This is a genomic window from Sneathiella glossodoripedis JCM 23214, assembly GCF_000616095.1.
GTDB classification, from domain to species: domain Bacteria; phylum Pseudomonadota; class Alphaproteobacteria; order Sneathiellales; family Sneathiellaceae; genus Sneathiella; species Sneathiella glossodoripedis.
In genome coordinates this window covers 174201-197941 of record NZ_BAMS01000001.1, presented here as the reverse complement: position 1 = coordinate 197941, position 23741 = coordinate 174201, and the positions used below count along the sequence as shown (strand labels likewise).

Below are 23741 nucleotides of genomic sequence, written 5' to 3'. Positions count from 1 at the left end.
GATAAAAAAGATGCCTCATTTCGTGCTGGAATATGCCGCTGACATCGAACAAACAGTTGATATTCCAAAAACTATGAAAGCCGTTCAGGATGTAGCAGATGAATGCGATTTCATGAATCTCGCGGATGTGAAAATACGCGCCAAAGCTTTTGATCATTATTTGATGCCAGAGCCTGGGCAGACTTTTTTTCATGTAACGGTTTATCTGCTTGAAGGGCGAACAGATGAAATGAAAGAAGGACTTGCAATTGATTTGCGCTCGGTATTGGAAAAACTGATGCCGACTGTTACGAGTATTGGAATTGATGTGCGAGATATGAACAGGACAGCTTATAAAAAGCGAGTGTTGGATCAGGTCTAGAATACCGAGTTGAACGTCACAAAAAATAGTGGAATAAGGCGTCTGACTATCTATATCCAGAGAGTTGTTACTTCTGCCAAATAGGGGACAGATGATGCCGGATAATCCGCATAACAAAAAAAACATAATTTTGATTGTTGACGACGAACCTCAAATCAGAAAGCTACTGAAGATCACGTTAAAAGATGAGGGGTTCGGTGTCGAAGAGGCGGAAAATGGTGCGCAAGCCATCAGGATGTCGGCCTCGGTGAAGCCGGATCTGATTATTCTGGACCTTGGTCTCCCGGATATGGACGGAAAAGAAGTGCTGCAAAACATCAGGGAATGGTCACAGGTCCCGGTGATCGTCTGTTCCGTTCGTGATGCAGACAAAGAAGTTGTGGCCGCACTGGGGATGGGGGCAGATGACTATGTTACTAAACCGTTCAATCCTGATGTCCTGATCGCCAGAATTTTAGCTAATCTTCGAAAATCAGTGACGCAGGAAGCTGGTGAACCGGACCTGGAAAATGGACGAATTCGGATGGATTTGGTTCGTCATGAAGTATATATCGACGGGCAAAATACGTTTCTAACCCCAAAAGAATATGAACTGTTGAGATACTTCATGGTTAATCGGGGTAAAATGATTACACACAAGCAGGTGTTAAAGGATGTGTGGGGACCGGCCCACGCTGATGACATGCAGTATTTACGAGTGTATGTCAGCCAGTTGCGCGAAAAAATTGAACCTGAACCAAAGTCACCGTCTTATGTGGTTACGGAGCCGGGTGTGGGATACCGCATGGAAGTATTTGATAGCTGACTATAAGAATTTCCGAAAAGGGAGTAAAATCCGGGCAGCCATTTTATCCATGATAGGTCGTTTTTGCCAGTCTTTCAGCGAATATTGATTGGCGGCATCTCGGTCAATTTTAAAGTGGTTGGAAATCTGACTGACAAACTCAGGGTCGGTGCTAACCAGCATGGATTCCTGATTTTGATGTAAGCTTAGGCCATCCAGATTGCAGCTTCCAATTGCTCCCCAGTTATCGTCGATAATCATCATTTTCAAATGGAGCATTTGAGGATGGTAATAGTAGAAATCCACCCCCGCTGATATGAAACGGGCGGACAACAATTGTCCGACTACGTGGGGAGCATATTTGGAGTGGGCTGAGACGACAATCTCGACTTTGATGCCTTTTTTAGCCGCGTTCGTTATCGCTGTGGTAAGATCTTTCCCTGGTGTGAAATACGGGGTCGTCAGTTTTATAGAATTTTCCGAATTTTCAATTTTTTCGATTAGTTTAGTGGAAAAGTAGTGCTCATCAGCGTCCGGTGCATTTGCGTAAATGGAATAGTCTTCATGGGTTTCGAAATGTGGGTGTGTGGGTACGGTATTCGCAGAATCAAGTAACCCGTTTCGAATATCGATCTTGTGGCATGTTTGCTTGAAAATATGTGTAATCTGAGCAGCAATCCCACCGTCAATCTCTACCATGGTATCACGCCAGTTTCGGATATCGTCATACATGCAAACACCGCCGATGAAGGCTGACTTTTCGTCGATAATCAGCAGCTTTCTATGATCGCGAGGAAGAGGACCTTTTTGAAGCCAGAGCCAGCTATGTGATGGTGGATGAAATGCCCGGACTGTCACGCCCGCGTTGCGCATCTTCGTTACCAGCTCTGATTTGAATAATTCTCTGCATCCCCACCAGTCAAGTATCAGAGATACTTCAATTCCTTCTTTCGCTCGATCAATAAAGGCGTTTATAAATTCGCACCCGATTTCATCTGGTTGCAGAATAAACTGCTCAAGATAAATACTTTTTTCAGCGGTAAAGCAGGACTTCATCATCGCTGACCAGGCATCCTGAGTTTTGGTGTGAAAAATATAGTTTGGATTACTCATGTTCGCCCGGTGTTATGGATGGGTAGTGGCTAAACCTATCAGACTATTAAAGAGGAGTCGTGATACAAAAAAGTCCCCGCACAGGGCGGGGACTTTTTCGGTGCTAATATATTAAGAATTATTAGCCTTCGATTTTGACGCATCTCGCAAGGTTATGATACTAGCGGCATCAACCTCGTTATCGTCAAAGAAGTTTTTGTCCATTTCACCAGACACATAGATATAGTCTCCTTTTTCGATTTTCTGGAGACCAACTTTATCCAGCGGGTTGTATGGCATTTCATCAGTATCGATTACCATATCCTTACCGCCGAGGCTGATGGTAAGCTCGCGGCCATCGATTTCAGTCACTTTACCTTTAATATTCACCCAGGCTTCATCTGGAATTTCTTCCAGTTTCACGCTATTCGGTGTGACATAGTAGGTGTCATAGAAGTCTTCTTCGTCGACAGAGTTGGCAAAATAGTAGACCTTGTCGTTGTGAGAAAAGACTGTGTCAGCCTCGATTTTCCGTGTTTCAAACAGATCATGGTCGATATGGCCGTAAATAGTGACTTTCTCACCTTTTTCTACGAATTTAGCTTCGTCGGTGAAATCCCAGTCATCCAATTCAACGACGATCACACCATCCTCGCCTTTGTCTGAATTATTATATCTTAGTTCAAAGGCGCCCTCTGTGACGGCTGTAATAGTGCCGCTAATGCTAATGGGACTTTCGTTATCGAATTTGCTGTCGGTTGGGTCTGTACCAGCAGCGCTTGCAGTTCCAAATGCCAGTGATCCGGCGAACATTGTCAGGGCTGTTGTAGACAACAATTTCTTAAACATTTGATCCTCTTTCTGTTCCAATTTCGTTTCCTAGTGCGATCCACAAATCGGATCGCGTTTACAGGAACAGATTTGGTTCTGCAGAGATAAAGAAACGAGAGTGAGAAGTAACTCAAATGATAAATTCTACATAAAGACACAAATGACTAGTCTCTTATCCCTCGTCTCTTTCAGGCTTTTCTTCCTCCTTGATGTTATCTTTAACATCATCGCGGAATTTTGCCCGGCAATATCCGAAAATTGTCAGGATTAAAAATGCATATGCTGTTGTAATGAAAGCGTGCCAGTAAAATCCATATCCACAAGCAACACCGATACCGCCCGCAACCCAGATACTTGCACCTGTCGCGGCTCCTTTAACCTTGCCTTGTGACTGAAGAATGGCTCCACCACCAAGAAAACCAATACCAGTGACAATTCCTTGAATTATCCGTGTTGGGTCCATCGCAATATCGTCATATGTCGAAATATAGAAATTGGTAATTTCGATCAATGTGAGCGAGAAGCCTGCAGAGCCAAGGCAAACCAGTACAAAGGCTCGAACGCCCAGACTTTTGTGTTTTATTTCTCTCTCGAGCCCGATAAGAAAACCGCAAAGAGCTGCTACGCCCAGTCGTATGGCAAGTTCTTGGGGGGTTAAGGAATATGGCATCGCAATATCTTTTCTTCCAATACTTCCAAAAGGTCATCAACCATAAATGGTTTGGTAAGGTAACCATCCGCGCCTTTCTCATATACGGCCTGCATGGTTTTCCGACCCTTTCGGACAGTCAAAACGACTACAGGCGGTTTGTCGCCCTCCTGGGTTTTTTTGATTTGCGGTAAAATGTCCAGCCCATCCGCATCAGGCAAGCCAAGGTCAAGAACGACTATATCTGGCAGTACTTTTTCGCACAGATGAAGTCCCTCCTCAGCAGTTGCCGCGTCATAGAATTCTGCTCCTTCAGATTCCAGCGTCACTTTTAAAAACGTGCGAATGGACGGTGTGTCATCAATCGCTACAATTTTTGCGCCTTGTAAACTCATTAACTCGCTGTCCTTTCTTCCCCCACTTTTCTCCATTTTGGGAACCAGATTGTAAATATGGCGCCGCCCTCAGTGTGGTTTGTGGCCCAAATACGGCCCTCCTGTTTTTCCATAACCGCTTTGCTGATTGCCAAGCCCAATCCTGTGCCAGCTACCTGGGTATCAGATCTTTTCAGCCGCTCATATTTATCGAAAACCGCTTCCATTTTTTCATCGGGAATTCCTGAGCCAAAGTCTCTAACCCAAATGGCAAAGCCGTCTTCATACGGCCCGAAGCCGATTTCTATATCGGTATTGGCAGGTGAATATTTGGCAGCATTATCAATCAGGTTTTGCAGAACCTGCTCGGTCATCAATTTATCTGCATAGACCTCGCAGGGTTCAGTTTCCGTATCAAACAGAATTTTGTTCCCTTTCAAGGTTTGTTTTAATCGCTTTGGCATGGAGGCAAGCAGCGATGATGGAAGAACCCACTCTTGCGAAAATTCAATGTCACCACTCTCAATACGGGTCATGTCCAGAATATTCGTAATAAAGCTGTTAAGCCGCTGGGCTTCTTCCAGTGCGGTATCGGTCAGTTCATTAGCAGTATCTTCGGTCAGTCGTCCTGCTTTTTGCATACGTCGGTAGATACTTAACGATCCAATTATTGAGGCGAGAGGCGTTTTCAGGTCATGCGAGACGCTAGAGAGAAGCATGCCTCTCAGCTTTTCGCGTTCCTCGCGAATTCGGCTTTCGCTAATCATTTTAGTCAGCTCAATTCTTTCCAAAATAGCTGCTATTTGATCCGCGAGTGCGGTAACGAGACGACCAAAAGACACGTCAAGCCGCGTGAGCGGCGGTATTTTAAATGCTAACACGCCAATTTCCCCGTTTGGAGAGGTCAGCGGTTCAAATCGCCATTGAGATCCGAAATGCCGCAAGGTACCAAGGCCGGTCGCCCGAACATCGTTCCAGCATTTGTCCAGCAACTGCAGATCATTGTCTGAAAACGAAACGTTCTTTGGAAATGCAAGCTCGATTGCATCCGGGTTGAGAGCTGGCGGTAAGAAAAAAGCAACATCCATTTGCAGATAACTGCTCAGGTCTTCGTGAAGAACTTTCAGGGCTGTTTCGCGGTCATTTGCGGCATTTGCTGATTGATTAATTCGATATAAGACTTCGGAGCGTTTTTCTTTTTGCTGAATAGCAGTTCGTGCGGCTTGACTGTAAGCCCCCAAGATCGAAATGATGATTGACGCAACCAGATATATGGACAGGTCAATGCCGTCAGAAATACTGTGTATATCAAAGCTGTTAAGCGGAGAAATATAGAAGAAATTTATTGCTGAAAAACCCAGTAGAGTCGTCAAAAGGCTGGGCAAAAGGCCAAATTGGATGGCCACAAAAACAGATGCAATAATGAAGATGGCGGCGATATTGTTGTGGGTAATTGTCCATTCCGTATTATCTACAGTCCAGTTCAGGATCGCCGTGATTGTATAGGCGATACCAACAGCTACGATTGAGAGGAAAATGTCTATGAAACGAACCTCTCTCAAGCGTAAACGGTCAAGCCAGCTAACGGCATATTGTCGGCTGTTGAGCGGTACAATTTGAACCTGAATAGGCTGATTGCGAAAACGTCGGGTGACTTTTTCAGCAAGAGAAGTTTTAAGCTCTGCAAAAAGACCTTCTTTGCTCGTATGTCCGATTATTACCTGTACAACTAGCTGGCCTTTTTCGTTACTGGCTTCGATATGGTCAGTCACCCCATCCAGTGCTGATTTGGCCGTTTTTTGAACGAACAAACCACCAAGTTTTTCTGCAAGCTCAGAATATCGCAAAATCCTCTCACGTGACTCGCGATCCATCAAAAAATGGTCTTCCGTTTCAATATATACAGCTTCCCAAGGAAGCTTCATCTCGCGTGCTTTGTTAGCGGCACTTCTCAACAGCACATAGGTTTTGGGATGTGCGTCAATAAATACAACAATTTTTTCTGTAACCGCCATGAACAATCACCCGATAATCAAACCTGTTTCATCCTAGATAGGTTGATATAAATTCTCCATTATGAAATGGCAAAAGCAGCCCCGATGGGACTGCTTGGTTGCGCGTATGGAGAATCTCTATCAGTTGGCTGCATCCTGGATTTTCTCTCCGGTATCTTCAACCGCATCCCCAATTTTTTCACCAACTGTTCTATTGGGATCCAGACTATCAACTGCGTCATCAACCTTGTCTGAAATTTCCTGTGCCTTATCTACAATGACCGGATCATCATCACAGGCTGTGAGCATGAAGGCTGACAGAATGACGGCGATCAATGTAGTGACACCATATCTACGTCGTTTTAAAAACATTGTATTTCCCATGATCTCCTCCGTTATTGAATTAAGGATCGCAACATCCACGCAGCTTCATCATGCGTCGACATACGATCAACCATCATATCAACGGTCACCTCATCCTCTGCGGCTTCCGCGGTTTTCATGACCTTGCGTGCTTGTAGTGAGCAGGTTTCGTTATCTTTAAGCAGATTTTCAACCATCTTGGTTGAATTCTCTGGAAGCTTTTTGTCCTCGGAAATGTAGGAAAGTTCCATATATTCAGAAAAGGTGCCTGGTGTGAAATGGCCCAGCATTCTGATGCGTTCGGCAATTTTGTCACCGGCATCATGAAGATCATTATATTGATCTTCAAATAAGGCATGCAGGCTTGAAAAGTTGCTCCCTGTCACATTCCAATGGTAGTAAAGTGTTTTCATGTACAGCGTATATGTGGAAGCCAGAAACGTAGAGAGTGACTTGGCAACCTCTGCCCTTCTTTCTTCTTTAACGCCGATTTCAACAGACTTATCGTCAACCAATTCAAGTGTTGTATTTTTCATTGCGTTATCTCTCCTTCGTTCATGATGAATAAATTAGAGGGTGCAGCGTAAGGCTTCTATTCGAAGTGACGGCTTTTGATATAAAGAGAGCATAAAATTAAGCGCTCTCCTTATCCTCGCTTGTTGCGTCATCGCTTAGGTTTGATGGCTGTTTTACTTCGAGCTGATCAAATCCACTGCGTAAATGCAGGTCTCGTTGTGGGAACGGAATTTCAATGTCGTTTTCTTTAAAGGCATCCCAAATGGCGAACATGACATCACTTTTTGCGCGCCAGCGTCCTTTGCTGACATCTTCGAGCCAGAAGGTCAGCAGAAAATCAACCGAACTGCTGCCAAAGTCTCTCAGATAAACCTGTGGGCTTAGTTCTTCGTCATCATGTACAGCGCTTTCATAGTCGTCAGCCACTGTTTTAATAAGATCGTATGCCAGTCGCAGATCTGTGCCATAGGATACCCCAACTGTAATACCCACGCGACCTTTCGTGGTCGTATGCGTAAGATTTGCAACTCGGGATGTGATGAAATCTTCGTTGGGAACCATAACTTCCTTCCCATCAAATGTCTCCACGACACTGGCGCGCGCGCCAAGTTTGCGGACATAGCCGAAGACTCCATCATCCATTTCTATAAGATTGTTGATGTTTATAGAGCGCTCACTAAGCAGGATAATTCCACTGATAAAGTTGGAAGCGACTTTTTGAAGCCCGAAACCTAACCCTACACCGAGTGCACCACTAAAAACAGCCAGTGCTGTTAGATCGATGCCAATCAGGTTTAAGGTTGTCATGAAAAGGACAGCATACAGAACAACGTCGAACAGTTTAATCAACAGTTCTTTTGTTGCTCGTGTTAGGCTCCTGTTGCGACGGATATATTCCTCACCTGCATTACTGATAAGTTTACCTAGCCAGATTATGATACTGACAAAAAAGATGGCTTTTACAAAAGTGTAGGCAGTGATTTCCACTTTTCCCAATGTAAAGCCATAGCTTTCCAGTAAATTTGTGACTGGCTCAAACCATCCAAACAGCTGAAGCAGTGCGGCTGGAAGCACCATCCACAAGCCGATGGTTCTGATCAAAGTGTTGCTGACAAAAGCATTTATGCAAGCCCATAAAAGCCAAACAATTGAAAGCCGTTGAATTGCGTCAATTGTTTCGGTTTGTTGGACGATTTCTTCTGCGAGCTGAGTTGCAAATATAAGTGAAAATATACTGATGGCAGGAAAAATGATTCTCGATAGGCTGTATAGCAACCAGCGAAGAGAAGTTTTGCGATGACTTCTCTTCGGTTTCTGGAGTTCTTTTACGCCTGCTTTAATCAAGAAAGTGAAGACATATGCAATCGTAATAGCCCCTGCCGCAATGGCTAGCTGGTAATATATGTCTGGATTTTGTGCCCAAGTTAGAAACTGTTCAGTTAGAGGAACAATTTTTTCTTCAGCTTCCTGAATATATTCTTCTGGTTTCATCTATTGGAACCTCCGTCATTTGAAGGTCAAAATAGATAGGACTGGATAAAGGGTCTCTATGGAGCCGTGCCTCCAAGCATAAAGAGATCATAAATTTTACCGCTTCCAGCCCGGAAATTTATGGGGATTTTATTTTATTCGGTGCTTCTACAAATCGAAATTTGAACTTCGTGCCTCTAACTTTCAAATCGAAATAAACGACGCAAAATATTACTCCAACCGAAGGAGAGAGAAATGCAACAGCTACTTGGAAGTTCGACTCTGAAGTTATTAGCCATCATTGGCCTTTTGGGGCTTGGGGCCTGCAGCACCATGGAAGGTTTTGGCAAGGACGTAGAATCTGCCGGTAATGCGATTGAAGAAGCGGCAGAAGAAGCAAGTGACGAATAACCAAAATTAGACATCTCGCTAAGGAGGCAAACATGTTACGTTTGGCATTAATGTTTTTCATCGTTGCGATTATCGCAGGCCTATTTGGATTTGGTGGAATCGCAGCAGCATCAGCTGACATCGCACAGTTTATTTTCTTTATTTTCATCGCGCTATTGGTGGTGGCACTGGTATTCGGTGCGATTGATAAAAGAGCAGGGCCCAGAATTTAGCAGTCATGGGCTACTAAAAAAAAGGGTCATGGATATAGTTCCATGACCCTTTTTTTCGCTGCCAGCCATGGCATGCGTCGTTTATTTCTGTGGCTACGCGGATATCAGCCCTAATTCTTCATCCGTGGTTTTTGCATCATATTTGTTTCTGGGTGGCCAGGGGCGAGTTTTCCAGTGCGGTTCAAAGACGAAACTAGACCGGGTTCTGCCCTCCGGTACTGCACCATTTCCCGCGCCCAACGCGTAATCATAATATAATTTAACGATTTCTTCTTTAGTTACCTGTTGGGCAGCCGGATGAGTAAGGCAAGCGTCTTGCCATCTTTTAACCCGTTGGTATTGTTCATTGTCTGGTAATGTGAAGTTTTCGTAATAATCCAGAAACCAGAAACGCATAAACATAGGCGTATACACTGTTTCAGCCAAACCAAATTCATCAAACAGATAAGTCCCTTCGGGATTAAAATTGATCAGAAACTCATTGATATCCCGATAAATGCCAAGGAGTTTCTCCTCATGTTCAGTTCGCCGATCCGTTTGCTGGTTCATTACGAACAGATATCCGGCCATTGTAAAGGGGCCTTCTTTTGCAATGAGCATATTCTCGATCGCATGTTTCAAGGGATCTGACTGACGGATCAGGCCGCCGGGCAAGATCTCTTCCAGATACTGTAATATTACCAGACTTTCCTTCAGAATATCTCCGTCCGGAGTTTCCAGAACAGGAAGGGCCGTTGTCCCTCTGGTTTTTTTAAGTAACTCAGGATCGCGTGGTCGCGTAATGTCAACAACCTTGAAATCTACACTATCCTCTTGTCCTTTCAGTCTCAGAAGTATTTCAAGGCGCTGAGAAAAAGGGCAGACCGGAATATGATAGATCGTATGTTTTGGCATCTGGCAATCCTTGCAAGGTCGCTAAAAACTTAGTTGCATTATGTATATCTTATGCATCATTATCGCGCGAAACGATAATAACGATAAGGGATATCGGTAAATTGAATTTTGCAAATTTTGACCTCAACCTGATGCGTGTTCTTGATGTGATGCTTCGGGAAAAGTCAACGGTTCGGACGGCAAAAAAACTGAACATGTCCCAATCATCTGTTTCCGGTGCACTTGGGCGTCTTAGACATGCCTTAAATGATGAATTGTTTGTACGACAAGGCAATAGGCTGGTCCCTACAGAATACGCGAAATCACTTGAATTTAGACTTCGGGAAGAAATTGAACGGCTTGAAATGCTGTTCATGCCACCTGTCGTTTTTGATCCGAAAACCTGGTCAGGGGTTTATCGAATTTCTGCAAGTGATTTTTTTGCTGAAATGTTAATGCCTCCCTTGGCGGACCTGCTCCGAAAGGAGGCACCAGGGGTTAAGGTTCAGCTTGTCGATCTGGTGCCGGATAGCTATGTTGACAGTCTCGAAAAATATAGCGCAGACATCGCGCTAGTTCCCGATCAGGCCACTCCTGATTGGGTGGATCGAGCAGAGCTTTTCTATTCCAGTTTTGCTGTCATTGCGCGGACTAACCACTCGTTGCTGAATGAGCTTAAAGAGGGCGAAGTAGTGCCGTTGGATCTATTTTGCGAATTGGGTCATGTGCTTTTTTCACCTGAAGGAAATTTTGCTGCAATGGGAGATGCAGCGCTGGCGGCTGTCGGAAAAGAACGCCAGGTTATTATGACGTTGCCTGTTTTTTCAGGCGTTTGCCGCGCGGTAGCAGAGAGTGATCTGATTGCCCTGGTCCCACGCCAACTTGCCGAAAAAATGGCGCCGCAAGTTGGATTGTCGCTTTACCAGCCGCCAATGGAAATTCCAACTCCTTTGATTGTTGCTTTGTGGCATCGACGGCACAGAAATTCACCTTTTCATGGATGGATGAGAAGTCAGATCATCGGTTTGATGCGTCCTCTTAATAGCGGTGAGAAGCTGGCGATCAAAGAGTAAATTCGGCTAGTCTGGATCCCAAAAGCTGGATTTTGTCGCAATCAACATTTGCAAATGCGAAGCGTAGATATTGTTCTTGATTGCTACCGAAAAAAGTACCTGGAAGTACGGATATTCCCATATTCTGGCCCAGTTCGCGGGCGACTATTTCCGAGGAAACTCCGTCAAAACCATGTTTGATGTATGAAAAATAGGCGCCAATTGAGCTGATTTGCCAATTTTCGAGCGGACTTAACGTGGTTTTCAATGTGTCCGCCCGAGTTGCTATCTCACGTCGGTTATCAGCCTGCCAGCTTCCTAATCTGGGTATCGCATAAGCGATTGCTTCCTGAGGAGGGCGAGGGGCACATATCTGCAGATTGTCCATCACTTTTGCGATTTGCACGACGGTTTGCTCGCCAGTGGTAATTGCTCCCAATCGATGTCCAGGTATGCAGAATGATTTGGAAAAGCTGTAAAGTTGGATGAAGTTCTCCTGCCAGTCTTGGATCCCGAATATGGAGTGCGGCTGTTTTTGGCCCAGAGGCAGGAAGTCACGATATGTTTCATCAAGAATGAGCCAAATTCCAAATTCCCGACAGAGTTCAAATATGGCGTCAAGTAAGTTGGGTGGATAGACTGCGCCCGTCGGGTTGTTGGGGCTAACAAGTAAGACAGCTTTTACAGAGGGGTCGATTTTCTGCCGAATATCCTCGACATCAGGAAGAAAACCGTTTTCGGCCCGCAAATCAAATTCTTTGCAGGTAATGCCGAGCATGGCAAGAGTTGTTGCGTGATTGAAATAAAATGGATTGCTGACGAGCACAGAGTCGCCAGCCCCGGCGATCGCCATAACACTTGCGATAAATGCCTGATTACATCCAGAAGTGATCTGAATTTGCTCTGGTTTGAGCTTGCTTTCATATAGCCCACCCACGTGTTCACAATAAGCATGTCGCAAAATCGGTTCACCTTCAATGGGCCCATATCCGGTCATTTTGGCGTTCTGTGCAGCTTTACCAACCAGTCCAGCAAGAGTTGAGGCGGCGGATAACCGGGCACCGCTTGCGACATGTCCAGCATCTCCCCGTATTTTCCATTATAGTTGCCTGCCCATTTATGAACCATAGGAATAGGGGGCAATGAGAGTGACTGAACGGCAGAATTATAAGAGGCAGCGGTCATAGTGAAGTCAATTTTAAGTTAGATATTTTAATGGGTATGTATCAGCTTTTACGCTTGCGCTTGCGAACCAGTCCAGTTTTTTCCGAGTTTGGAACAGGAAGTTTGCTTTGATCTTCGGACAAAGTGCGAAAGAGCCATTCTATAAACACGTCCACAATAGGTGTCGATCTGATTTCATGTTTGCAGGCAATATAAAAGGCGTCATTGGCTGGCACTGCAAGGTCAAAAGGGACCACAAGATCACCGGTGCCGAGAAGATTACTGGCCGTCAGCGTGTCACCAAGTGCAATGCCCTGCCCCTGAAGGGCAGCGTCAAGGGCTAGGCGCGCATCTCCCATGTAATGTTCCTGTCTTGGTTTTATATCCAGTGCCCCAGCCGTTCCAAACCAGGTTTGCCACTCGCGACCATCGTCTGCATGCAGTAATACGTGGTCACTTAAATCAGATACATCCCTCATGGAGTGTCTGTTCAGGTGTGTGGGAGAGGTAACCGGAAACAGATCAAACTGGGCCCAGTGGCTTAACCAGCAATCTCTTCTGGGGGCATCGCCGTATAAAATTGCCACATCGACATTTGGTGTGAACAAAAGTGATTTGTCGACTGATGACGTGAACTGCAATTGTATGTTTGGATACTGATCAGAAAATTGATTGATCCGCGGCATGAGCCAAAATGAAAGCAGTGCGGGTGGACATGCGATTGATAATTTTCCGCTGGTAGTTGGTCTGCTCATTCGTGCGGCCGCGGATGCTATTTCCTTGAAAGCAACTGTGACGGCTGGCAATAGAAGATTCCCTTCCGCAGTTAATTTAAGGCCCGCTGCTTGTCGCTCAAACAGTTTCATTCCAAGTGATTTTTCCAATGCCTTGATCTGATGGCTGATGGCGCTATGTGTGACGTTAAGTTCCTCAGCCGCAGCTGTGACACTTCCCGCCCGAGCCGTAGCCTCAAATGCGCGGAGGGGCTTGAGAGGGGGGAGTGGGGTGGCCATCAGTCGTTCCGGTTTTGAAAAATTAGGTGTGAAAAAAATTCACATGATTGCAGATAACATATCAATTGCTTTTTCTGATGTTATTCACAACAATCTAACTCGTCAATCCGTCAATGACAGATTTTAAAGGGTTTCGGGTTGAGGAAGCTGTTTGTTGCAGTGATTGAGAATTATATAAATCTATATAGTATGTGAAAAAAATACAGATAGGTGGCAAATGTCTAAATCATGGGGTCCTGAAAAACTTGCTGAGCTCAAGGCCAAATTTGGCGATGCCCATGGTGGGGAACTGCACGATCCTGAATTTCGTAAGGTTGCTGATAAAATCTTTTCCGGTAGTGGTACCCGGCTGGCACCTTTTTCCGGAATTCCAACTTTTCTTGATGCGCCCTACAGGCATGTTACTGATCCGGGATCAGAGCTGGAAGATTTGCAGGTTGCGCTTATTGGCATTCCAATGGATTTGGGTGTCACCAATCGTCCCGGTGCCCGTTTTGGTCCGAGGGCACTGCGTGCAATTGAACGTATTGGGCCTTATAATCATGTACTCAAATGTGCCCCAGTACAGGAACTAAAGGTCGAAGATATCGGGGATATACCTTTTGGCAGTCGGTATCGACTGGAGAAAAGCCTTGAGAATATTGAGGCATATATGCGCAAAGTCGTTTCTGCCGGTGTGATCCCTTTGTCTGTAGGTGGTGATCATTCAGTTACTCATCCGATTTTGAAAGCCATTGGTAGCGAAACCCCGGTTGGGCTTATACATATTGACGCGCACTGTGATACGGGCGGTGCTTTCGATGAGACTAAGTTTCATCACGGTGGACCTTTCAGGAACGCAGTTCTGGATGGAGTGCTTGATCCAACAAGAACCATTCAAGTTGGTATTCGCGGATCAGCAGAGTATTTGTGGGAATTTTCTGAGCAATCGGGAATGACAGTTATTCATGCAGAAGAAGTCCCCAAAATGGGCATTGAAGCTGTCATTGCAAAAGCCCGTGAAGTGGTTGGCGACGGGCCGGTGTATGTGTCTTTTGACATTGACGGAATAGATCCATCCTTTGCACCGGGAACAGGAACACCTGAGGTGGGTGGGCTTACAACACGAGAGGTGTTGGAATTCTTAAGGGGGCTAAAGGGCCTGAATATCTGTGGTGGAGATGTGGTGGAAGTTGCACCACAATATGATCCAACAACCAATTCCGCGCATGTCGGAGCACAGGTTCTGTTTGAGATTTTAAGTCTGATCAGGTTCAGCCCCTGTATAAAGGGCAATAAATAGGATAAGAAGCGAGGAATACCTTGTGTGTACAGGTTCTAACAGAGGAGCAAGTTATGTCAAAAATTAATCAGAGCCGGATAAGCCGGCGTACGGTTCTTGGTGCAAGTGCCGCTAGTGTAGCCGCCTTGTCCATGCCGGGCATCCTGCGTGCGGATGAACGGTCGTTAAAAGTCGGTGTTTACGGCGGCTATTTCAAGAAATCCTTCGATACGCACATTTTCCCTGCATTTACAGAAGCGACAGGGATCAAAGTTGAATCTGTCGCAGAGCCAACTGGTGAAGCCTGGCTGGTACAGCTGGAACAGGCAGCGCGTGCGAAAAGGGCTCCAGCGGATGTTTCCATGATGTCTCAAGTGGCTCTTTTGAAAGGGCAGACCACAAATCTTTGGGCAGCACTGGATCTTTCGAAAATTCCTAACAGCGCCAATTTGCTCGGTAACTTCATTAACAAATATGAGGATGGCCGGGTTGCTGGTATTGGGGCTGTCTCCTGGTATGTGAACCTCGTGTCAAATACTGACGTGATTAAAGAAGAACCTACCTCCTGGGCGGCTCTTTGGGATGAAGCACGCAAAGATCAGCTCGGATTGCTGGCGCTGGTGTCAAACTCATTCCTGCTTGAAGTCACAGCAAAGACATTTATGGGCGGTACAAGTGCGCTGGTTACGGAAGAGGGTATTCTCAAGGCGTTTGACAAGCTTTCTGAATTGAAAGACAACGTACGCCTTTGGTATCGCGATGAAGCGCAGTTTGAACAGGGCTTGAAATCGGGTGAAATCCCAATGGGCCAATATTATCACGATGTGACTGGCCTTGCGATTGCTGATGGTCATCCGGTTCGCTCTACGTTTCCCAAAGAAGGCGGGATACTTGATAGCGGGAGCTGGGCATTGTCGAGAGCTTCTGACAAGGTCGAAGAAGCCCATATATTCATGAACTATATGAGCCAGCCAGAGGTTCAGTCGAATATGTCCCGAAAAGTGGGAACTGCTCCGACGGTAAAACGGTCTCTGCTGGATCTGACCCCAGAAGAATTTGCATCAGTGTCATCTGAGATTGATCCAATCATACCGCGTTACGACATGTACCAGAACAGATCAGACTGGTTGAACCAGAAATGGACAGAGTTGATTGTAGGTTAGAGTTCCAGAATTTTGTCTGGACCTGAAATTTGGTAAAAAGAACTGGCTGACTTTAGTCAGCCAGTTCGCTTAATTAGAGTGAGGTGCGAATGTCTGGATTGACCCTGGCAGGAATTCGCAAGGAATTTGGCTCTTTCGTAGCCGTAAATGACGTGAATTTGTCCATACCTAACGGAAGCTTTGTGTGCTTGTTAGGTCCGTCTGGATGCGGAAAAACAACGTTACTGCGTATGATCGCAGGGTTGGAGCAACCGACTGAGGGAGACATTCTGATCGATGGCGAGGATATTACAAATATTCCAACCCATGAGAGAAGTTTGGGTATGGTGTTTCAGTCCCTCGCACTGTTTCCTCATCTCACTGTAGCTGAAAATATCGCGTATTCGTTGCGCATTCGGGGTAAATCCAAAGCCGAGCAGCGACAACGCGTAAACGAGCTTCTCTCTTTGATACATCTGCCGGGATATGAGGAGCGGGCGGTCAGTCAGCTTTCAGGCGGGCAACGGCAACGCGTTGCAATAGCACGTGCATTGGCCTTGTCACCAACATTGTTTTTGCTGGATGAGCCGTTATCTGCGCTAGATGCAAAGTTGCGTGAGGCGATGCAGGTGGAGTTAAGACAACTGCAGCAACAGCTTGGAATTACAACAATCGTGGTTACGCACGACCAGCGAGAAGCTATGACCATGGCTGATTTGGTTGTTGTAATGGGTGAGGGGCGAATTCGTCAGGCAGCCAGCCCAGTAGACATATACCGAAAGCCTGCGGATAAATTTGTCGCTGATTTTATTGGCGCTACCAACCTATTAACCATCAAGGCGAACGGCTCAGGTCGGTATTCGAGAATTTTCATTTGCCCCATATTGCTTGTCCCGAAAATATCACTGAGGCAACACTGTCTGTCCGACCGGAAGATGTTCATATGGTTGGTGAGGATGCCGGGCAACTTAAAGGTAAGGTAACCTTTATCAGAGACCTTGGCAGTAGCGTGGAAACATTCATCGATGTGGAGGGCACGATGATTGTAGCGGTTACATCTCCGCGGGAGCGCCAGGATTTGAGCGTTGGCCAAAATATTGGTCTGCAATTACCAGCCGAGCAGTGTGTGGTGCTCACCAAATGACTCAGAGAAAACCGCAAAGTTTGGCAGATTATACACCGTTGTTTTATCCAGCATTAATGCTGATGGTGTTTTTTGTGATTCCTTTTGGGACCATGATGGCGGTCAGTTTCTTTCAGCGGGACGTTGGTGGCTTTTATACCCCTGATTTTGTCTGGGATAACTATGAGCGATTTTTTAGTCTGTTCTTTGCAAAAATCCTGGGTTTTTCCTTGTCTCTGGCAATGCTTGTATCTCTGATTTGCGTAACGATCTCTTTCCCTTTTACCTATTTGCTCACACGTTGCGAACGTAAGACGCAAATTATCTGGCTGATTGTAATTCTATCGGTCCTGTCGCTTTCAGAAGTAATTATCGGATTTGCATGGTCGACACTGTTTTCCAGAACGGCAGGTATCGGTAATATCCTTGTTTGGCTTGGGGTGGCAGAAAAATCGACAGCACTATATCCGGGATTTGGGGCAGTGCTGACTGCTATGGTTTATCAGGCACTGCCCTACACTGTGCTGGTTTTGTATCCCTCGTTATCGCGGTTTGATACAAGCTTTCTGGAAGCCGCTAAAACAATGGGCGCTTCACCAGTGAGAGCATTTTTGAACGTTTTGATTCCAGTGCAGCGCAATACTATTTTGGCTACGGTTATAATGGTGTTTGTGTTTGCTCTTGGCTCCTATCTGTTGCCACAGATATTGGGACGCCCCCAGCACTGGACACTTTCAGTGCTGATTACCGATCAAGCCATCTATCAGTCCAACATGCCCTTTGCAGCTGCAATGGCAGTATTTCTGGTGTTGATGTCATTAGCGCTTGTGGGTCTTACTCTATTGATTGGCCGTAAATCGGAGGCGCCCGCATGAGTAAGAAACTGACAGTTTTGTATTTTACTCTGGTAGCGGTTTTTCTGATTGCTCCTCTTGTGGTTGTCGTTGGAGTCTCGGTGAACGAGAAGCAGTCCCTTGCTTTTCCTCCTCAAGGTTTCTCAATGAATTGGTATTGGCAGATTTTCACTGATAGTGAGTGGCGAAGCGCGCTTTTCAATTCTTTGGGCCTTGCGATAGGTTCAGCCTTTTTAGCGGTATCTGTTGCCTTGCCTCTGGCCTGGTTTCTGTGGCGCTATTATGCCCCTTGGGCGCAGGTTTTCCGCTTGTTAGGTGTGGCGCCCTTCATTCTGCCACCAGTTATTACTGCCCTTGGATTCTTAGCTTTTTGGGCTACCACTGGCGGTTACGGCGAACCGTATACTGCTATCATCAGCCATGGCATATTTTTTGTGACGTTACCTCTTGTGACGATCACGCTTGGCTTTACTTCCATTGATGCTGATTTGATTGAAGCAGCTTCAACGATGGGAGCGAATGATCGAACGGTCTTTAGGACAATCGTGCTACCGCTTATCCTGCCTTATGTGATTTCCGGATTTGCGTTTAGCTTCGTGCTGTCACTGAACGAATATATTGTCGCGTATATGACCGTGGGTTTCACAATGGAAACACTACCCATTAAGATTTTTAACGCTTTGCGATATGGGTATACACCGACTATGGCTTCGGTTTCAGTGTTATTTGTTTTGGTTGCTGCGCTGGTATTTGCTTTTATTGCTAAATTTGGAAATTTACCCAAATTGCTTGGAAATTTGACTGAGGGGAACAAGCAATGAAACTGGCACTTTATCAAATGCAGTCAGAAACAGGTAATGTGCAGAATAATTTGGATACAATCAGATCTCAGGCTCGCATAGCTGCTGATCAAGGAGCTCAGGTTATTGTATTTCCTGAACTGGCAGTTCCAGGTTACGGCGCAGCTGAAAAGATGAGCTCTTTAAGCACCTCCGCTGAGAATGATCAGATTGAGCAACTGCAATTGATGGCCGACGAATTCACCATAGTGATTGTTGCTGGCATTGCGGAAGTCAATGTCCAAAGCCTTTTCAATAGTGCGGTCTGCATAAGGCCTCACGAGAAGCCGGAAATTTACCGTAAATCCCATTTGTATGGAGGCTATGAAAAAGGGCTGTTTACCGCCGCGGACCCTGAGTCCCTTGTTTTGAGTATAGCAGGTGTCAAAATTGGGTTTCTGATTTGTTATGATGTTGAATTCCCTGAAAATGTGCGTCGGCTGGCCCTTGCTGGTGTAGATGTTGTTTTGGTACCGACCGCCCTTCCCTTGAGTGATCACGCTGAATTCATTGCCAGAAAGCTTGTTCCGGTGCGCGCCTTTGAAAATCAGGTGTTTGTCGCATATGCCAATCTTTGTGGCTCTGACGAGCGCTTCAAATATTTTGGTTACTCTGGCATTTTTGCCCCCTCTGGCGAGGGGCTGGCCCTTGCAACTGATGCGCCTGAACTCATTTTTGCAACGATTGATCCTGCTGCATTTTCCAAATCGCGTGAAGAAAACAGCTATTTGGCTGATCTGTAAGGTAACTTAGAAGCGGTATCCAAAAGTAAGTGCGCCAAATACTGACGGCTCATCCTGTCCATCAAATTCTCTAGTGCGATAAACCAACGTATAACTAATACGATAGCGATCATAGGTTAGCGCAAGTCCGGCGTTGGCATCTGCAACCAGATATTTTTTGTCTACTGAATGGGAGTCAGCGAGTGTATTGCCGTCCAGAAATATGTTTCTGGCTACTGCCCGTGTTTCAATCCCTGCAAAGGCATACCAGCTCCAGCTATCTTTGGGTGGTTCGAAATACCCTGTGCCCGGTAACGCAGGTCGCACTCTCATAGGCGCATCCTGCCGCGTTTCTTCATATGGTGTCAGGCGAAAATTGAGACCTGCATTCGCAAAAGTATGAACATTTCCGAGTGTGGCGCCAAAGTAGGGTGATGCAGAAGCAGATAGTCCAAATATTTCCGCTGACAGACTTTCTGGATAATATCTGCGTTGCCACCCAATCATGAGTGCTGGTTCATTTTTTAACTGATGAGACCAACCTTTTGGTGTCGGACTATCAGGTGTAACATATTTATGAACAAATTTTTGCGCCTGTTCGCCAAGAGCGGCAGGCCCGACCACGCCGATGGAGACTTCGAGTTCATCAAGGTGATTGTCGGTCTGTGTTACTAGCCCCATCGATCCATATAAATGAGCCGCCCAGGGACGGTCATCCGGGTCATGAGCCGTCTGGGTAATGTCCTGCGGGGTGTATAAATTTTGCCCAAGAGAATAAAAAACGCTGGATCGTTTGGTGATTTCAAATGTGGGGATATAGTCATCGATGATGTAAGCTATTTCTGGAAGTTCAGCATTTATGTCGTAATAGCCCAGCCGAACACCACTGGTGTAATTTTTGTCGGTACCCCGGGTGCCGATCGAGTCGTTTTCAATAATGACTGTTATGATGGTATCTTCAGATTTGGGTGGCGCAGGGATATGTCCTTTCTCGTCCGCGAATGTTGGCAAGGAAAAAGCAAACACTGCCAAGAACACTGTGAAAAGGTAAGTTGCCCCCTTCATTTTTGACGATCCCCCTGCATAAGATTTATGACTTTTGGCATATTATAGCCAATTGTGGCAAAAACAGAGCTAAACTGAATTTTTGTGCTTACCGGCTGAAAACGACAGTTTTGGATCCGTTAAGTAAAACCCGGTCTTCCAAATAATAGGAAATTGCCCTGGCCAACACGCGACGTTCGATATCACGACCTTTTTTAATCAGGTCATCTGGACTGTCAAAATGGTTTATTCTTTCCACATCCTGCTCAATTATGGGCCCTTCATCCAAATCTGACGTGACGAAATGGGCCGTTGCTCCAATCAGTTTAACGCCGCGTTCATGCGCTTGGTGATAGGGTTTTGCACCCTTGAAGCCGGGTAGGAACGAATGATGTATGTTGATGCATCTACCTGACACAAATTCCGACATGTCATCAGATAAAATTTGCATGTAGCGGGCGAGGATAATCAGATCCACGTCATTCTTTGTGATCAGCTCTTTCAGGCGTGTTTCCTGTTCCGATTTTGTCTCTTCGCTAATTGGCAAATGAGTATAGGGAATTCCCTGTAAATCAACTTTGTTGAGAACTTCTATCGGATGGTTTCCGGCAACACCTACCAGTTCCATCGGCAACTCACCTGTTCTGTAACGATACAATAGATCAACAAGGCAGTGGTCAAACTTGCTGACCAGAATTAGGACCCGTTTCTTTTCTTTGGGTGAACGCAAGTGATAGTCCATACCATGGGTATTCGCTATGTCACTAAATCCATTTTTAATTTGATCAAAATGATCGTCACCCAGAAAATTGAATGCAAGTCGCATAAAAAATCGACCTGTTTCAGGGTCGTCAAATTGTGCAGCTTCAACAATATTGGCGCCATTCTTCGCCAGATAACTGGCTACATCGGCAACAATTCCCGGATGATTAATACAGGAGAGGGTAAGCGTATAGGGTAATGTCATTAGTGTCTCCGTGCACGATCGGAATAAACCCAATATTGTCTGTTGATTTACAAAGCAATGTTCCGGCTTCGAAACAGATGAGAGTTAATTTCTTATACCTTGGTACCTACCTTTGCAATGCGCAAAATATTGGTGGAGCCTGCATTCCCAAATGGAACACCTGCAGTAATGACAACAGTGTCGCCATCTTCGACGAGCCCTTTTTCCTGCGTCACCGATAGTGCGATGTTGACCATTTCATTCATGTGATTGGCGTCGGCGCAGACAACAGGCTGTATTCCCCAGACTAGGTTCAAGGCTCTGGCAACCTGTGCATCCGCGGTGAGCGCTATAATTTGGCTTTCCGGTCTCTCACGAGCTGCCCTCAAGGCAGTTTTACCTGATGTTGAATAACAGATGATGGCTGCAGCATCCAATGTTGTTGCGACTTGACGGGCCGCGGTGCTTATCGCATCTGTGTTTGTGTTTTCGGTTGTCTGTTGTGAGGCTTCCATTAACCGACGGTGCAGTGGATCATGCTCTACCTCACAGATGATACGTGACATCAGTGACACGGCCTCTATCGGGTAATCACCAGCTGCGGTTTCCGCTGATAGCATTACAGCATCAACACCATCATATACCGCCGTTGCCACATCAGATGCCTCGGCACGTGTTGGTGTGGGGCTGGAGATCATCGTTTCAAGCATTTGTGTGGCGACGATAACCGGACGACCGTAACTGCGGGCCATGGACACTATTCTTTTTTGAACCGCAGGTACTTTCTCGGGCGGTAGTTCAACCCCCAAGTCTCCACGGGCAACCATAACAGCATCACTTTGGCGAACAATCGCTTCCAGATGTTGTAGGGCAGTAGGCTTTTCAATTTTTGCAATCAGTTGCGCGCGCGGACCAGCAAGTTCCCGCAGTTCCAGAAGGTCGTCTGCACGTTGCACAAATGAGAGAGCAACACTTTGAATACCTTGAGAGAGTCCAAATGCCAGGTCGTTTTTATCTTTGTCAGTAAGGGCCGAGACGTTGATCTCAGCATCGGGCAGACTCATGCCTTTTCGATCAGATAGAGTGCCTTTTACGTCAGCTTTTGCGATGATGTACTGATCGGCGACTTCCGTGACGGTCATGATCATTTTACCATCGTCAATTAATAGCCGGTGTCCAACCTCAAGAGCTTCGATGATTTCTGGATGTGGTAGGCCTACACGCTTTTCGTCACCAAGTTTCTTTACATCAAGATCAAATCTAAAAAGCTGTTCCGCTTCAAGCTTGATCTTGCCTTCTTCAAAGTTGCCTAGTCTGAATTTTGGGCCTTGCAGATCCAGAAAAAGGCCCAGCGGATGACCTAATTCTGCTTCCGCATGGCGTACCGCTTCAATCCGCGCAGAATGTTCTTCATAACTACCATGTGAGAAATTCAGGCGAAAAACATTGGCACCTGCTTTTGCGAGTGCGAGAATGCTTTCAAAGCTAGAGGAGGAGGGACCCAGTGTTGCTATGATTTTTGCGTGTCTATCGGGTAGAGTTGGCATTGCTTCTCAATTTTGCTCGAAATGTTCATGTGGAGCAAACTGTATAGTTCAACAGATATGGATTTGCCAGCAGCTTCGCAGGTAAACCCTTGAATAACCTATATTTTAGGTTAAATAACACGATAGGCTTAATTGTCCTTGGGATTTTGCCCGTAACCCTTGCCGAATTGTTCAAATACTTCACCCATTTGTGCTTCATCGAGAAGCGCTGGGCCTCCCACAGCAAGAGTGCGCCAGTATACATCGCAGAGAGTTTCGACTTCCATTGCAAGATCCAGTGCCTGTTGCAGTGAAGAGCCTAGCGCTATTTGCCCGTGGTTGGCGAGCAGGCATGCTTTGCGTTCGTTCAGTGCGTCTAAGGCGGCTAGAGATAAAGCTTTGGTTCCAAAGGTGTGGTATGGAGCGCAGCGGATTGTTGAGCCGCCTGCAATTCCGATCATGTAGTGAAACGGCGGTATGTCTTTTCCCAGGCAAGCGATTGTCATGGCTGCTTTTCCATGAGTGTGAATTACTGCGCTTATCTCCTTTCTATTGACAAGAATATCTTCATGAAATTGCCATTCACTGGAGGGCTTTCTGTTTTCTTTGAGGCTTTCATATGGGCCATCAAATTTCTTAAAGACGATGTCTTCTGGTGTTAATTCTTCATACTTCATACCCGAAGGGGTGATTAGAAAACCCCCATCAACTCTTACGGACGCATTTCCTGCGGTTCCTTGATTGATGCCCAACTCGTTCATTTTTAGAACGGTAGAGATGAGGTTTTCTCTTAATTTGTAGAAAGTATCCAAAATAGCCCGTCCGCTTAGAATGTGTATGAATGCGAAGGATAATTGATCTTTCATCTGAGGCAAGCTGATGTTTAAGGCTTGAATTCGGCAACAGAAGAACCTGAGAGCCTTGTTAAGTCAGCAAAATAGCAATAAAGTTGATTTTTAACTTTGATAGGGCATTGAAGAATAGTTTCATCTTGCAACTATCTATAAAAAAGTGTTTTGATATACATAGCGTGCCAGAAAAATAAACCCTGTGTTGCAATCAAATAAGAAATTGCACTGGCATTATCATGCATACTGTGACAATAATTGGCATTATAATGCTAAG

At 45.7% G+C, this 23741-nt stretch carries 24 protein-coding genes and 2 pseudogenes; 11 read left to right on the top strand and 15 right to left on the bottom strand.

Features of this window, described 5'->3' with window-relative positions:
• Nucleotides 1-10: 10 nt before the first annotated feature.
• The gene (locus tag JCM23214_RS00975) at nucleotides 11-361 is read left to right on the top strand and encodes a 5-carboxymethyl-2-hydroxymuconate Delta-isomerase (RefSeq protein ID WP_025897041.1); all 351 of its coding nucleotides are present in this window, start codon (nucleotides 11-13) and stop codon (nucleotides 359-361) included.
• Nucleotides 362-452: 91 nt separating this feature from the next.
• On the top strand, nucleotides 453-1166 hold the full coding sequence (locus JCM23214_RS00970) for a response regulator transcription factor (protein WP_199899177.1): 714 nt from the start codon (nucleotides 453-455) through the stop codon (nucleotides 1164-1166).
• Here the strand turns inward: JCM23214_RS00970 and JCM23214_RS00965 are convergent, their stop codons facing one another.
• From JCM23214_RS00965 to JCM23214_RS18455, 8 genes are all read right to left on the bottom strand, one after another.
• The gene (locus JCM23214_RS00965; RefSeq protein ID WP_025897038.1) at nucleotides 1167-2258 is read right to left on the bottom strand and encodes a phospholipase D-like domain-containing protein; all 1092 of its coding nucleotides are present in this window, start codon (nucleotides 2256-2258) and stop codon (nucleotides 1167-1169) included.
• A 111-nt stretch (nucleotides 2259-2369) separates the two neighbouring features.
• On the bottom strand, nucleotides 2370-3086 hold the full coding sequence (locus JCM23214_RS00960) for a hypothetical protein (protein WP_025897037.1): 717 nt from the start codon (nucleotides 3084-3086) through the stop codon (nucleotides 2370-2372).
• 154 nt (nucleotides 3087-3240) lie between these two features.
• Entirely contained in the window at nucleotides 3241-3738 is a 498-nt protein-coding gene (locus tag JCM23214_RS00955) for an MgtC/SapB family protein (protein WP_025897036.1), read from the bottom strand.
• Nucleotides 3723-4112, bottom strand: a complete 390-nt coding sequence (locus JCM23214_RS00950) for a response regulator transcription factor (RefSeq protein WP_025897035.1) — start codon at nucleotides 4110-4112, stop codon at nucleotides 3723-3725. The genes JCM23214_RS00955 and JCM23214_RS00950 overlap by 16 nt, the downstream gene beginning before the upstream one ends.
• Entirely contained in the window at nucleotides 4112-6106 is a 1995-nt protein-coding gene (locus JCM23214_RS00945; protein ID WP_025897034.1) for an ATP-binding protein, read from the bottom strand. The genes JCM23214_RS00950 and JCM23214_RS00945 overlap by 1 nt, the downstream gene beginning before the upstream one ends.
• 120 nt (nucleotides 6107-6226) lie before the next feature.
• Entirely contained in the window at nucleotides 6227-6469 is a 243-nt protein-coding gene (locus tag JCM23214_RS00940) for a hypothetical protein (RefSeq protein WP_025897032.1), read from the bottom strand.
• Between the two features lie 11 nt (nucleotides 6470-6480).
• Complete coding sequence (locus JCM23214_RS00935; RefSeq protein ID WP_025897031.1) at nucleotides 6481-6984, bottom strand: Dps family protein; 504 nt, start codon at nucleotides 6982-6984, stop codon at nucleotides 6481-6483.
• Nucleotides 6985-7081: 97 nt separating this feature from the next.
• Entirely contained in the window at nucleotides 7082-8455 is a 1374-nt protein-coding gene (locus tag JCM23214_RS18455; protein ID WP_025897030.1) for a mechanosensitive ion channel family protein, read from the bottom strand.
• 234 nt (nucleotides 8456-8689) lie between these two features.
• Here JCM23214_RS18455 and JCM23214_RS22950 point away from each other — a divergent pair, with 234 nt between their 5' ends.
• Complete coding sequence (locus tag JCM23214_RS22950) at nucleotides 8690-8845, top strand: entericidin A/B family lipoprotein (RefSeq protein WP_084264483.1); 156 nt, start codon at nucleotides 8690-8692, stop codon at nucleotides 8843-8845.
• 32 nt (nucleotides 8846-8877) lie between these two features.
• Nucleotides 8878-9057 carry a DUF1328 domain-containing protein gene (locus JCM23214_RS00920; protein WP_025897029.1) on the top strand — a complete coding sequence of 60 codons (180 nt, stop codon included), beginning with the start codon at nucleotides 8878-8880 and terminating at the stop codon, nucleotides 9055-9057.
• Between the two features lie 93 nt (nucleotides 9058-9150).
• Here JCM23214_RS00920 and JCM23214_RS00915 read toward each other — a convergent pair whose 3' ends face one another.
• Nucleotides 9151-9951, bottom strand: a complete 801-nt coding sequence (locus JCM23214_RS00915; protein ID WP_025897028.1) for a glutathione S-transferase family protein — start codon at nucleotides 9949-9951, stop codon at nucleotides 9151-9153.
• Between the two features lie 101 nt (nucleotides 9952-10052).
• Here JCM23214_RS00915 and JCM23214_RS00910 point away from each other — a divergent pair, with 101 nt between their 5' ends.
• The gene (locus JCM23214_RS00910; protein ID WP_025897027.1) at nucleotides 10053-11003 is read left to right on the top strand and encodes a LysR family transcriptional regulator; all 951 of its coding nucleotides are present in this window, start codon (nucleotides 10053-10055) and stop codon (nucleotides 11001-11003) included.
• Here JCM23214_RS00910 and JCM23214_RS18450 read toward each other — a convergent pair.
• Nucleotides 10993-12167 (bottom strand): annotated as a pseudogene (locus JCM23214_RS18450) (aminotransferase). The gene JCM23214_RS00910 and the pseudogene JCM23214_RS18450 sit on opposite strands and share 11 nt — an antisense overlap.
• 41 nt (nucleotides 12168-12208) lie before the next feature.
• Complete coding sequence (locus JCM23214_RS00900) at nucleotides 12209-13159, bottom strand: LysR substrate-binding domain-containing protein (RefSeq protein ID WP_025897026.1); 951 nt, start codon at nucleotides 13157-13159, stop codon at nucleotides 12209-12211.
• A gap of 217 nt (nucleotides 13160-13376) precedes the next feature.
• Between JCM23214_RS00900 and speB the strand changes: the two genes are divergently transcribed.
• The 6 genes and pseudogenes from speB to JCM23214_RS00865 all read left to right on the top strand — a co-directional run bounded on the left by speB (nucleotide 13377) and on the right by JCM23214_RS00865 (nucleotide 19121).
• Complete coding sequence (gene speB / locus JCM23214_RS00890; protein WP_025897024.1) at nucleotides 13377-14441, top strand: agmatinase; 1065 nt, start codon at nucleotides 13377-13379, stop codon at nucleotides 14439-14441.
• A 53-nt stretch (nucleotides 14442-14494) separates the two neighbouring features.
• The gene (locus tag JCM23214_RS00885) at nucleotides 14495-15583 is read left to right on the top strand and encodes an ABC transporter substrate-binding protein (RefSeq protein WP_037492551.1); all 1089 of its coding nucleotides are present in this window, start codon (nucleotides 14495-14497) and stop codon (nucleotides 15581-15583) included.
• A gap of 89 nt (nucleotides 15584-15672) precedes the next feature.
• Nucleotides 15673-16706, top strand: a pseudogene (locus JCM23214_RS18445) (ABC transporter ATP-binding protein).
• On the top strand, nucleotides 16703-17560 hold the full coding sequence (locus JCM23214_RS00875; protein WP_025897020.1) for an ABC transporter permease: 858 nt from the start codon (nucleotides 16703-16705) through the stop codon (nucleotides 17558-17560). Before JCM23214_RS18445 ends, JCM23214_RS00875 begins: the two are co-directional and overlap by 4 nt.
• On the top strand, nucleotides 17557-18360 hold the full coding sequence (locus JCM23214_RS00870) for an ABC transporter permease (protein WP_025897019.1): 804 nt from the start codon (nucleotides 17557-17559) through the stop codon (nucleotides 18358-18360). The genes JCM23214_RS00875 and JCM23214_RS00870 overlap by 4 nt, the downstream gene beginning before the upstream one ends.
• Nucleotides 18357-19121, top strand: coding sequence for a carbon-nitrogen hydrolase family protein (locus tag JCM23214_RS00865; protein WP_025897018.1), 765 nt, complete (start codon nucleotides 18357-18359; stop codon nucleotides 19119-19121). The genes JCM23214_RS00870 and JCM23214_RS00865 overlap by 4 nt, the downstream gene beginning before the upstream one ends.
• Before the next feature lie 6 nt (nucleotides 19122-19127).
• Here JCM23214_RS00865 and JCM23214_RS00860 read toward each other — a convergent pair whose 3' ends face one another.
• The 4 genes from JCM23214_RS00860 to JCM23214_RS00845 form a co-directional block, all read right to left on the bottom strand.
• Entirely contained in the window at nucleotides 19128-20165 is a 1038-nt protein-coding gene (locus JCM23214_RS00860) for a lipid A deacylase LpxR family protein (RefSeq protein WP_025897017.1), read from the bottom strand.
• 88 nt (nucleotides 20166-20253) lie between these two features.
• Nucleotides 20254-21111, bottom strand: a complete 858-nt coding sequence (gene purU / locus JCM23214_RS00855) for a formyltetrahydrofolate deformylase (RefSeq protein ID WP_025897016.1) — start codon at nucleotides 21109-21111, stop codon at nucleotides 20254-20256.
• 92 nt (nucleotides 21112-21203) lie between these two features.
• A complete protein-coding gene (gene pyk, locus JCM23214_RS00850; RefSeq protein WP_025897015.1) occupies nucleotides 21204-22637 on the bottom strand; it encodes a pyruvate kinase in 1434 nt (477 codons plus the stop codon).
• Between the two features lie 128 nt (nucleotides 22638-22765).
• On the bottom strand, nucleotides 22766-23482 hold the full coding sequence (locus tag JCM23214_RS00845; RefSeq protein ID WP_025897014.1) for a class II aldolase/adducin family protein: 717 nt from the start codon (nucleotides 23480-23482) through the stop codon (nucleotides 22766-22768).
• Nucleotides 23483-23741 lie beyond the last annotated feature (259 nt).

Bases quoted from the DNA above. Each gene is read 5' to 3' on its own strand.
- JCM23214_RS00860 (WP_025897017.1), bottom strand. From the start codon at position 20,165: ATGAAGGGGGCAACTTACCTTTTCACAGTGTTCTTGGCAGTGTTTGCT.
- JCM23214_RS00920 (WP_025897029.1), top strand. From the start codon at position 8,878: ATGTTACGTTTGGCATTAATGTTTTTCATCGTTGCGATTATCGCAGGC.
- JCM23214_RS00975 (WP_025897041.1), top strand. From the start codon at position 11: ATGCCTCATTTCGTGCTGGAATATGCCGCTGACATCGAACAAACAGTT.
- JCM23214_RS00950 (WP_025897035.1), bottom strand. From the start codon at position 4,112: ATGAGTTTACAAGGCGCAAAAATTGTAGCGATTGATGACACACCGTCC.
- JCM23214_RS00915 (WP_025897028.1), bottom strand. From the start codon at position 9,951: ATGCCAAAACATACGATCTATCATATTCCGGTCTGCCCTTTTTCTCAG.
- JCM23214_RS00865 (WP_025897018.1), top strand. From the start codon at position 18,357: ATGAAACTGGCACTTTATCAAATGCAGTCAGAAACAGGTAATGTGCAG.
- speB (WP_025897024.1), top strand. From the start codon at position 13,377: ATGTCTAAATCATGGGGTCCTGAAAAACTTGCTGAGCTCAAGGCCAAA.
- JCM23214_RS00845 (WP_025897014.1), bottom strand. From the start codon at position 23,482: ATGAAAGATCAATTATCCTTCGCATTCATACACATTCTAAGCGGACGG.
- JCM23214_RS00875 (WP_025897020.1), top strand. From the start codon at position 16,703: ATGACTCAGAGAAAACCGCAAAGTTTGGCAGATTATACACCGTTGTTT.
- JCM23214_RS00970 (WP_199899177.1), top strand. From the start codon at position 453: ATGATGCCGGATAATCCGCATAACAAAAAAAACATAATTTTGATTGTT.
- JCM23214_RS00935 (WP_025897031.1), bottom strand. From the start codon at position 6,984: ATGAAAAATACAACACTTGAATTGGTTGACGATAAGTCTGTTGAAATC.
- pyk (WP_025897015.1), bottom strand. From the start codon at position 22,637: ATGCCAACTCTACCCGATAGACACGCAAAAATCATAGCAACACTGGGT.
- JCM23214_RS22950 (WP_084264483.1), top strand. From the start codon at position 8,690: ATGCAACAGCTACTTGGAAGTTCGACTCTGAAGTTATTAGCCATCATT.
- JCM23214_RS00885 (WP_037492551.1), top strand. From the start codon at position 14,495: ATGTCAAAAATTAATCAGAGCCGGATAAGCCGGCGTACGGTTCTTGGT.
- JCM23214_RS00940 (WP_025897032.1), bottom strand. From the start codon at position 6,469: ATGGGAAATACAATGTTTTTAAAACGACGTAGATATGGTGTCACTACA.
- JCM23214_RS00960 (WP_025897037.1), bottom strand. From the start codon at position 3,086: ATGTTTAAGAAATTGTTGTCTACAACAGCCCTGACAATGTTCGCCGGA.
- JCM23214_RS00870 (WP_025897019.1), top strand. From the start codon at position 17,557: ATGAGTAAGAAACTGACAGTTTTGTATTTTACTCTGGTAGCGGTTTTT.
- JCM23214_RS00965 (WP_025897038.1), bottom strand. From the start codon at position 2,258: ATGAGTAATCCAAACTATATTTTTCACACCAAAACTCAGGATGCCTGG.
- JCM23214_RS00900 (WP_025897026.1), bottom strand. From the start codon at position 13,159: ATGGCCACCCCACTCCCCCCTCTCAAGCCCCTCCGCGCATTTGAGGCT.
- purU (WP_025897016.1), bottom strand. From the start codon at position 21,111: ATGACATTACCCTATACGCTTACCCTCTCCTGTATTAATCATCCGGGA.
- JCM23214_RS00955 (WP_025897036.1), bottom strand. From the start codon at position 3,738: ATGCCATATTCCTTAACCCCCCAAGAACTTGCCATACGACTGGGCGTA.
- JCM23214_RS00945 (WP_025897034.1), bottom strand. From the start codon at position 6,106: ATGGCGGTTACAGAAAAAATTGTTGTATTTATTGACGCACATCCCAAA.
- JCM23214_RS18455 (WP_025897030.1), bottom strand. From the start codon at position 8,455: ATGAAACCAGAAGAATATATTCAGGAAGCTGAAGAAAAAATTGTTCCT.